This is a genomic window from uncultured Methanobrevibacter sp. (genome assembly GCF_902801725.1).
GTDB lineage: Archaea > Methanobacteriota > Methanobacteria > Methanobacteriales > Methanobacteriaceae > Methanocatella.
The window spans coordinates 18,465-27,046 of record NZ_CADCJB010000037.1 but is presented as its reverse complement, the minus strand read 5'-3'; the positions used below and the strand labels follow the sequence as shown (position 1 = coordinate 27,046).

Annotated in this window: 11 protein-coding genes; 2 read left to right on the top strand and 9 right to left on the bottom strand. The window is 40.6% G+C overall.

The window, feature by feature from the left end:
- On the bottom strand, positions 1 to 1,116 hold a 1,116-nt coding region (locus tag QZV68_RS08330), incomplete at its 3' end, for a Mur ligase family protein (RefSeq protein WP_296880471.1).
- Between the two features lie 82 nt (positions 1,117 to 1,198).
- Between QZV68_RS08330 and QZV68_RS08325 the strand changes: the two genes are divergently transcribed.
- Together QZV68_RS08325 and QZV68_RS08320 are read left to right on the top strand one after the other, a co-directional pair.
- Positions 1,199 to 2,290: a cation diffusion facilitator family transporter gene (locus tag QZV68_RS08325; RefSeq protein WP_296880469.1), complete on the top strand. Its 1,092-nt coding sequence runs from the start codon at positions 1,199 to 1,201 to the stop codon at positions 2,288 to 2,290.
- A 39-nt stretch (positions 2,291 to 2,329) separates the two neighbouring features.
- Positions 2,330 to 2,707 (top strand): hypothetical protein, encoded by a 378-nt coding sequence (locus tag QZV68_RS08320; RefSeq protein WP_296880467.1) that lies wholly within the window; start codon positions 2,330 to 2,332, stop codon positions 2,705 to 2,707.
- A 23-nt stretch (positions 2,708 to 2,730) separates the two neighbouring features.
- On the opposite strand, the gene QZV68_RS08315 is transcribed toward QZV68_RS08320, so the two are convergent.
- The 8 genes from QZV68_RS08315 to QZV68_RS08280 form a co-directional block, all read right to left on the bottom strand.
- The gene (locus QZV68_RS08315; protein ID WP_296880464.1) at positions 2,731 to 3,024 is read right to left on the bottom strand and encodes a hypothetical protein; all 294 of its coding nucleotides are present in this window, start codon (positions 3,022 to 3,024) and stop codon (positions 2,731 to 2,733) included.
- Positions 3,021 to 3,335, bottom strand: coding sequence for a hypothetical protein (locus QZV68_RS08310; RefSeq protein WP_296880459.1), 315 nt, complete (start codon positions 3,333 to 3,335; stop codon positions 3,021 to 3,023). Before QZV68_RS08310 ends, QZV68_RS08315 begins: the two co-directional genes overlap by 4 nt.
- A gap of 36 nt (positions 3,336 to 3,371) precedes the next feature.
- Positions 3,372 to 4,583, bottom strand: a complete 1,212-nt coding sequence (locus tag QZV68_RS08305) for a hypothetical protein (RefSeq protein ID WP_296880453.1) — start codon at positions 4,581 to 4,583, stop codon at positions 3,372 to 3,374.
- Between the two features lie 7 nt (positions 4,584 to 4,590).
- On the bottom strand, positions 4,591 to 4,908 hold the full coding sequence (locus QZV68_RS08300) for a zinc ribbon domain-containing protein (protein ID WP_296880451.1): 318 nt from the start codon (positions 4,906 to 4,908) through the stop codon (positions 4,591 to 4,593).
- Between the two features lie 9 nt (positions 4,909 to 4,917).
- The gene (locus QZV68_RS08295) at positions 4,918 to 5,490 is read right to left on the bottom strand and encodes a hypothetical protein (protein WP_296880449.1); all 573 of its coding nucleotides are present in this window, start codon (positions 5,488 to 5,490) and stop codon (positions 4,918 to 4,920) included.
- A gap of 39 nt (positions 5,491 to 5,529) precedes the next feature.
- On the bottom strand, positions 5,530 to 6,507 hold the full coding sequence (locus QZV68_RS08290) for an SseB family protein (protein ID WP_296880447.1): 978 nt from the start codon (positions 6,505 to 6,507) through the stop codon (positions 5,530 to 5,532).
- Positions 6,434 to 7,225, bottom strand: coding sequence for a tol-pal system YbgF family protein (locus QZV68_RS08285; protein WP_296880445.1), 792 nt, complete (start codon positions 7,223 to 7,225; stop codon positions 6,434 to 6,436). Before QZV68_RS08285 ends, QZV68_RS08290 begins: the two co-directional genes overlap by 74 nt.
- A 65-nt stretch (positions 7,226 to 7,290) precedes the next feature.
- Positions 7,291 to 8,499, bottom strand: coding sequence for a helicase C-terminal domain-containing protein (locus QZV68_RS08280; protein ID WP_296880443.1), 1,209 nt, complete (start codon positions 8,497 to 8,499; stop codon positions 7,291 to 7,293).
- Between the last annotated feature and the right edge of the window lie 83 nt (positions 8,500 to 8,582).

Sequence of the window (8,582 nt, the reverse complement as noted above, 5' to 3'; positions counted from 1 at the left end):
ATATTCATCCAGAATTTCACCGACTTCCTTCTTGTCCCTTACCCAGGATGTATCGAAGTGGTCGAGGAACACTACAAGGCTTTCTCCTTCGAAGTAGTCGAGGGTTGTCCTTATTCCGTCGGGAAGGAATGCCGCATCTATGATAACCTGCCTTCCGTTCATTTCGCCGAAGTCTTCCATATGTGCTGAAATACCCTTATATTCTGAAAGGGCTTTTATGATTTTATCTTCGCTGATTCCGTAATTTATTCCAACGGCTGCAGCCCCCACTGCGTTTTCAAAGAAGTAGCTCATCATGTAGAATGGTGTTGTGAACTCTCCGCCGTCATAGGTGACTGTAAGCTTTCTGTCACTCATTGTTCCCCTGAAGTCAGCTTCCTTGTCCATGCCGTAGAATATTGTGTCAGGCCTTAAAAGGTCTGTCTCTTCCCGGCATTCGGCATTTGCAATGAATGTTTCTGATATTTCCTGCATGCGCAGTTTTCTAAGCTGGTACTTTTCATATGAGCCTTCAAACTCGTTGAGGTGTTCCGGAGTGAGATATGACAGGACACCAATCTTGATATTGAGGCTGTTTAAAAGACCGAGGGACCCGTGAGGAAGTTCAAAGATTGCAATGTCACAGCTTTCAGCCTTTCCTGTGACAATTCCGTCAATGATTGTTTCTGAAACCAGATTGTTTGCAAGTGATGAGCATGCCCATACCTTAAATCCGGCTCCTGCAAATACGCTGGTTATGAGAGTTGTTGTTGTGGTTTTGCCCATTGATCCGGTAATTCCTATGATGTCTGCAGGCACAAGGTCGTTGACCATCTGTGAGAATTCCTCGTTGGTGAGTATCTTGACGTCACTTTCGGCTATAAGCTTTGCAATCGGAGCGGTTTTAGGCAATGTAGGGGGCATATAAACGGCTTCAATGCCATCCAGTGTAGGATTTGGATTGTTCAAATCCAGTATTATGCCTTCGTCCTCCATCTTATGCAGCCATGTTTGATATATTGGCTTGAACTGTGACATTTCTTTCAAATCTGTTATAATGACCTTATGGCCCAAATAATTGAGTAATCTTGCAACGGGCCTGCTTGCATTTCCGGCACCAACAACTAAATAATTCATGAAAAATTTCTCCCAAATTAATTATACATTAATAATGTTGTTTTTTAAGCTTTAAATATCTTTATTAAACATAATATATATTATGTCAAGACAGGATAAAATAGTCAAAACAAGCATTATCGGAATTGTCGTCAATCTGATACTTGTGGCATTCAAGGCAACAATAGGAATACTTGTAAATTCCATTGCAATCACCTTGGATGCAGTCAACAACCTTACCGACGCACTTTCATCAATAATTACAATCATCGGTACAAAATTGGCAGGAAGGGCACCGGACAAGGACCATCCGTATGGTTACGGAAGAATCGAATATTTCTCATCAGTAATCATTGCGGCCATCGTGCTGTGGGCGGGAATAACTGCCCTTATGGAATCATGGCCTAAGATATTCCATCCGGACGTGACATCATATACCACCGTTTCACTCGTAATCATTGCCGTTGCGGTTGTCGTGAAGTTCGTCCTTGGCCAGTACGTTAAGAAAGTCGGCGAGGATATCAACTCACAGGCGCTTGTGGCATCCGGAAGCGATGCGTTTTTCGATGCAATTCTTTCCCTTTCAACACTCATTGCGGCAATCATATCCATATTCTGGCACATATCCCTTGAAGGAATTCTTGGAGTAATAATATCCATAGTAATCATAAAGGCAAGTATCGACATGCTTAGGGAAACTCTTGACAGCATGATAGGGGCCAGGATTGATCCTGAACTGTCACACAATATCAAAAAATCAATATGTGAAGTTCCGGGCGTCTATGGGGCTTATGATTTGAGCCTTCACAACTATGGGCCGGAGGACATGCAGGGATCTGTTCATGTAGAAGTCGACGATGTCCTGACTGCCGTTGAAATCCAGAATCTGAGCCGTCAGATAATCCTCAAGATTTATCAGGAGTTTTCAATTATACTGACAATTGGAATATATGCCAAAAACGACAAGTATTCCCATATCAGAAACTATCTTGATGAAATCGCCTCCCAACATGAGGAAATCCTTGAAATTCACGGTTTCATAGTATATGAGGACCAGAACCTGATAACATTTGACATGATTGTTGACTTTGATGCCGACAGGCAAAAGGCAAAAGATGAAGTTCTCTCCAAAATCAGGGCCAAATACCCTGAATTCAACTATATAATCATTGACGACTATGATATCAGTGACTAATATATATTAAAAAAAATAAATATTATATCAGGTGAAATTATGGATAATAAAAATATAATTTTAGCAGTTATCGTTGTTTTGATAATAGCAGTTATCGGAATTGCTGCATATTCCCTTTCAGACCAGGGACAGTATGTTAAAAACGCAACAGATAATCTGACAAAAAACACCAATAACTCTTTAAACATCACAAAAGACACATCCAACAACAATACAAATAATTCAACTGCTGGAAATCAGACAAACAAAACATTGAATGATACCAACAAGACCAACAAGACTTATAAGGTCTATGACCCTCAAATTGACGGATATGTTGACGTTATCGGTGAAAAGTATGATACCGAATTCAATAAATGGTACACATATGACGCCGATGGTGTGAGATACTACAATACAAGAATTAAAAATCAATAATTCTTGTCTTTTTTTCTTTTTTTTTAGCTTAAAAATACTGCATTGATAAGGTTGTCCCTGTATGTGGTTTCGTCCTTTAGGGATTCGATGTGGTGTATTATATTGAGTTTCAAATCTTCCAGCTTGATTCTGGTTTCGATATCGTTAAAATCGACATTGAAATGAATGAGATATTTCAAATCCATTTCATAGTCGTATATTGCCCAGTCGGGACCGTTTATGTCAAGAAAATGGATTGACCATTTTGACATGACGGCACTGATCTTTTCGCTCAAATCGTCGATATTGAAATTCTCATCGACAGTTATCTCTTTCATTGATACAGACTCTCAGGTTCGATTTCATTAATCATTTCATCAAGCCTTTCCAGACTCTTGCCGTCCAGCACTCCGAAGCTTACGATTTCGCTTTTCCTGAGGGTCATGACCTGACTTCCCATAACTTCGTTTGCAGGTATCAGCATGAAAGTGACCCATTCGTCATCTTCTGACAGGTATTTGCATGGTTCGAAAAACTGGAACTTAAAAATAAAGGTAACAAGCAAATCTTCAACGTTTTCCACAGGTTCCCTTGAAGATTCCTTTGCAAATTGCTTTTCCATTTCTAGAAATTTCTCTTTGATATTCATAAACTATTCTTTGTTTTTGTTGTTTTATAAAGTTAGTCAATTTGCGAATTCCCGCATGTATGAATTCACGACATCGACATCTATATCTGCAAATCCTTCTGTTAAAATAAGCCAGATTGCCTTCATGAATCCGTCATCGGACAGTCTGGTGCAGCTTTCAAATCTAAGCTCCGCATAATCGGGCTCCTCAATGGTGTCATTTAGAAACTGTGTCTTTATTTCATCCCTCAAATCCCAATCTATAAATCCTTCAAGCAGGTCCCTGATGCATATCGCAAAGGTGTTTCCGATTGTCTTTGCAATGTCTGTGTGTTCGGGATCCAGTTCCTTTTGAAGTACCTTGAATGACGAGTAATCCTGATATCCGAATATTGTGAATCTTCCCTCAACGCTGTGGGCGGCATATTCGTCAATCAGCCTGTTGAAGACTGACGCGCTCAATATATATGTAACCACAGATTCGACATGGCTGTTTTTTGAAACGTCAAGGATTTTGCAGACTGTTCTTATTAGAATCTCCCTGAAAAGAAAATGCGAAAGCTCATGGATAATGGTTGTTATCTGAAGGGACTTGCGCTGGCGGTCATCCACATAAATCTTGTCGAATTCAAAGTATCCGAGTTCCCCTCCGTATGACTTGTATTCCACCTCAACGAATGACTTTGCAAAAAGAAGGACCTTGTCAAGAACGTCAAGTGAGTCAAGGATAATGGAATTTTCCTTTATGAGCCTGTCCATGTTTTTGAATGACTGGGCTTTGATTGAACGGATGACCTCTGTAAAATCATCATAGGTAAAGTTGAAATCGTTTATAAGAGTGATGTTTTCGTCGGTGATGATATTGTCTGATTCGTTTTTACGGACATAATCAAGTTCAGGGCTTGTGCTGATTGCCCTAATGTCGGTTTTATCTGTGATTTTCTTGAGGCTTACCAGACAGTCCATGCAGAAGTTTTCTGATGAGGGATATTTCCTGTTGCATTCAGGACAGACTTTTTCCAAAGGCTCAAATGGCTCATCAGCATAGCCCGGAATTTTGGACATTACAATACGGTCTTCCAAAAAATCCATATCATAGTCTGCCGCATCCAACATTTCAAGATTTTCTGCCCTTGAATGCTTCACATCACAGAGCATCCTTTCTGATTTGATGCGAATTTCCTTTATGGCAGGTCGGATGCTGGCGATTGCACTTTTTTGCTCCTCATCGACTTCAACGTATTCGTTAAGTTGAGTAATCCCATCCATATTATCACTATCTGTAAAGCATGGCTGAGGACATGAATCCTATAAACCAGATTATGACCGCAACGATTATGATGTATTTTCCGTGCTTGGATGCGCTTTGTGAGTCCTTTCTTGTGGCCAGGTATATTCCGATAATAAGACCTATCAGAGGAATCAATACGGCAAGGATGTAACCTATGACGATTGCTGCAGTATGTGAATTTTCTCCTGCTGGCCTTTCTATGGTTGGGCCTCTTGGAACGGCGCTCACGCTTGAGCCGCAGTTCTTGCAGAATTTAGCATCGTCGATGAGTTCGACTCCACATGCCGGACAGTATTTTGACATTCTTTCACCTCACCCGAAGACCTTTTCGATAAGCTGCTCTTCTGTCTTGTAGAAGTCGAGCTTGAGAATTTCCATCAGGGTTTCAGGGGCACCTATGATCTGTGTCATTGAATACCATGGGAGAAATATGTTTTTTGCACCCTGGTCATAGCACATCTTCAAAAGTATCGGCAACTCTGTGGCCTGGTCCTTGTCAAGTATAACTGTAGACTCAGGAATTGGCTGGTTTCTTTTGATGGATTCATTTGCTATGATTTCCTGACATTTAAAATTAGTAGGTCTTGATGAACCTGTTAAATTATCGACCTTAGTTTCATTATTTTCAACTGTTAATCTGAAGATGTTTCTATCATCGATGAAGTGTACCACACCGACTTCAGGTTCGTTTTCCAGAAGCCTGCCAGGAATCTCGCTTAGGATTTTCTCGGCAATTTCCTGCTGAATGCTTTCCATCTTGACATATTCGAATGCATCAGGGGCGTCATCCTCCTCCCCTGCAATTTTTTTGAGAAGGCGAATGATTTCATCGTTCTGCCTTTCGATATTCCTGTTGATTTCAATTAACTCAGATAATTCAGACATGGATATTAGTATATAATTAGTGATTATTAAAATTTTAGATTATTCAATCAGAAACAGATAGTAAATAGACTCGCACAGCCTCTCGTCATTGGCAAATTTTTCAAAGCCAAGAGAATACCTGAGAAGCTCTGAGCGCGGAATGAGAACGTTGTCGCTTTCGGGATTGATAACGATACCGTCCATGTCTTCGCTTAATACGAAATTCACCAGCGTTGCAACATTGATAATCTGTGCATACTTATAACAGTCCGAATTCACCGCTTTCATCTTTTCTGTTGAAGTGAATATGCATGCATACTCTCCCCCAATCCTGTCCACATACATCTGAGCAAGGGGTCCGGTTGACTTCATTGAAATGAGGCCGTCTTCGGCATGATTCGAAATGTCGTTTGGAGACAGCATAAGAGCCATCACTGTGGAACCGGACAGCTTTTCAAAGAGCCCCTCATAGTATCCCACATTCTCCCTTTTTGAAATGAACTCTTCAAGGGAAGTATTGTCCATATTTGTGATGAGTGATTTGAGCTCGTCTTCATCATATGGATTTGAAGAGTAGAAACTGGTCTTTGGAAGATTGGTGATGCCCAGTATGAACTTGTCTGTGAAAAGGTACTTTTCAGAAGCGGGATTGAGGATGTATCCTTCAATGTCGGTTGTTTTTATAATGTTCTGGTAAAGCTCGAATGTGTTCTGGATGATTTGAATGTCATCGTCTCTGTAGAATTTTCTAAACTCGTCCTCGTCGGTAAAAAGAGGGGTGATTTTTCCTTCGCAGTCCTCATAAATAATAAAATTAAGTGTGCCTTTTTGTCTTTTTGCCGGAATGAAGAGATTGGAATATCTGAATTCGTTAATGAGCTTCATCAGCAAATCCCTGGTGAGCATGTCATCGTTTGCATGGATGTCCTCGATGACTGTGCGAAGATGCTTGTGGTTGGCCATGTTATCCGTCAGCAAAAGTGTTTGTTCCGTCGAAATGCTTTTCGATTGTGGAATCCTTGTTTTTAAAAATGACATAAAGCTCGCCATCCTTTAGAATAACTGAATCGTATGTGAGCTCTTCTCCTTCAACCTCATCGATTGCATCGTAGAGATTCTGCATGGTAAGGTCCAGATCTTCCCTGTACTTTTCAAGACGGTCAAAATGTTCATACTCCATTTTTCCCAGTTTCGGATTTGTAATTCCTACACCCTGTGATGAATTGATGACTTTCCTTCTTTCATCCCTAATCTTGAATCTTACCTGGTTTTTATATTCGCTTGTTCCGTTTTTCTTTTCCACATAATCCAGGGCCTTGTAATAACTTTTTATTGAACCGAAACCGTCACCTAACTGCCATTGGGCTCTTGCTTTCCAGTGATATGCGCCGGAGATGTTTGAAAATCTGTAAAATGAGTTTAAGTATTCCTTGATATATTCATCAAAGATTTTTATGCAATAATAGTATCTTCCAAGATAAAAAAGGGCTTTTCCTTTGGTATATTTCATCAAAGCGTCAGAGCCAAGATTCAAATCAATTGCCATGTTAGCATATTCCACAGCCTTTTGATATTCCTTATTCTTGTAGGCTTCCAGACAAATTGATTCATATTCCCTATATTGTAATACAAGCTTTTCTTCCTTTTGAAATCTTGCATTGACTTTTTCTTCATCCGAAACGATGAAATGTGTTCCGCATGAGCAAGTTTCCACACCTTCTTCAACATACTTACCGCAAGTTGGGCAAACTGGCATTAAATCACCTTCATTTTATATATTGTTATAAGTCATTAAAAAGCATTGCTATATTATCCATATAATCAAAAGACTGATTGAGAATTTTTCATTAAAGAATTTTTGAAAAATTCCTTTTCCAATTGCTCCATGTTTGAATTATAGTCAAAATATCCCAGTTTGTCAAGTTTTTTTAACTTCTGCCTGAAATCGTGAAGCTGAGCGTCGCCGCAGTCAGTTCCGGATTTGAAGAATCTGATGATGATTTCGGTTTCCTCCTCATAAAGAGATGCCAGTTCGTAGGCTTTTGCAAGATTGAGATATATCCTGCAGTCGTTTTTGCCCAACAGTTTTTTGAAGTATACTATAGCATTCGCATAGTCTCCGGTGCTGATGTATTCCTCGCCCTTTCCTATTATTCCGTCATCGATTCGGTTATTAACGTTTCTGGGCCGGGCCATCTTGTCTATTGCATCACGGAATGTGTCCGGCAGAAACTGGTTTGAAATCATGTCTGAGTAGACATATCCCATGAATCGGTTGTCTATCATGTATGTTGTGCAGTAGTCCTCGCTGAATCGCATTCCCCTTCCGTGTGTCTGAACAAGGGCAAGGCATGTCCTGTAGTCAAGCCACCTGTCATTGTCCTGAGCCCTCAGCAGTGTCTGCTTGTCTGCCAAATCCGGATAGGGAATCTTGTAGATTATCTGGAATCTGCACTCATCACCCGGCAAATCCACGCCCTCGTTCATTGACGGCGATACCAAAACCAAAGGATTATCGGATTGCTTGAATCTGTCGAGAACCTCGCTTCTGTTATCTGTATCATGTGTTAGAAGCCTTGAGCTTTTCAGGTTGTCCATGAGAAAGTCACGGCACTGGTTGCTAATTGTGTGGATAATTCCCTTTTCATCGCTGTGCCTTTTTAAAATGGATTCGATTGCCGGAACGGTCATCGGTGCTGATTTCGCCAGATTTCCATAGGTCATATTGAAATCCCTGAAGGTATGAATCGGGTTTTTTGATATGTCAAAGGGGCTTTTGCACCTGATTGGATATATATCCCCAACAGGTATTCCCAGCCACTCGGCAAAGAGTTCGTAATCCAGTATTGTAGCGCTCATGAAAAGGCAGGTGTCGCAGTATTTAAAAAGCGTATCCACTGCATAGTTGTCTATCTTGAGGGGCTTGAACTGGGCGGTTCCGGTCAGTCTGTCATAGTCGAATATCCATTCGCCGGGACTTAACGTGAACTGCTCGATGAATCTGCTGCAGTCTGAAATCTGGTTTTTCATGAAAAGAATTTTTCTTGAAACTTCAGGGTTTGTCTCAAGATGCCTGATTTTTTCAAGCTCCTCATCATACCTTGCCTTTACCT

What these genes read in the sequence shown, in the direction of transcription:
- QZV68_RS08285 (WP_296880445.1), bottom strand. Translation starts at nt 7,225, where the DNA reads ATGCCAGTTTGCCCAACTTGCGGTAAGTATGTTGAAGAAGGTGTGGAA.
- QZV68_RS08310 (WP_296880459.1), bottom strand. Translation starts at nt 3,335, where the DNA reads ATGAATATCAAAGAGAAATTTCTAGAAATGGAAAAGCAATTTGCAAAG.
- QZV68_RS08280 (WP_296880443.1), bottom strand. Translation starts at nt 8,499, where the DNA reads ATGAAAAACCAGATTTCAGACTGCAGCAGATTCATCGAGCAGTTCACG.
- QZV68_RS08300 (WP_296880451.1), bottom strand. Translation starts at nt 4,908, where the DNA reads ATGTCAAAATACTGTCCGGCATGTGGAGTCGAACTCATCGACGATGCT.
- QZV68_RS08305 (WP_296880453.1), bottom strand. Translation starts at nt 4,583, where the DNA reads ATGGATGGGATTACTCAACTTAACGAATACGTTGAAGTCGATGAGGAG.
- QZV68_RS08290 (WP_296880447.1), bottom strand. Translation starts at nt 6,507, where the DNA reads ATGTCATTTTTAAAAACAAGGATTCCACAATCGAAAAGCATTTCGACG.
- QZV68_RS08295 (WP_296880449.1), bottom strand. Translation starts at nt 5,490, where the DNA reads ATGTCTGAATTATCTGAGTTAATTGAAATCAACAGGAATATCGAAAGG.
- QZV68_RS08320 (WP_296880467.1), top strand. Translation starts at nt 2,330, where the DNA reads ATGGATAATAAAAATATAATTTTAGCAGTTATCGTTGTTTTGATAATA.
- QZV68_RS08315 (WP_296880464.1), bottom strand. Translation starts at nt 3,024, where the DNA reads ATGAAAGAGATAACTGTCGATGAGAATTTCAATATCGACGATTTGAGC.
- QZV68_RS08325 (WP_296880469.1), top strand. Translation starts at nt 1,199, where the DNA reads ATGTCAAGACAGGATAAAATAGTCAAAACAAGCATTATCGGAATTGTC.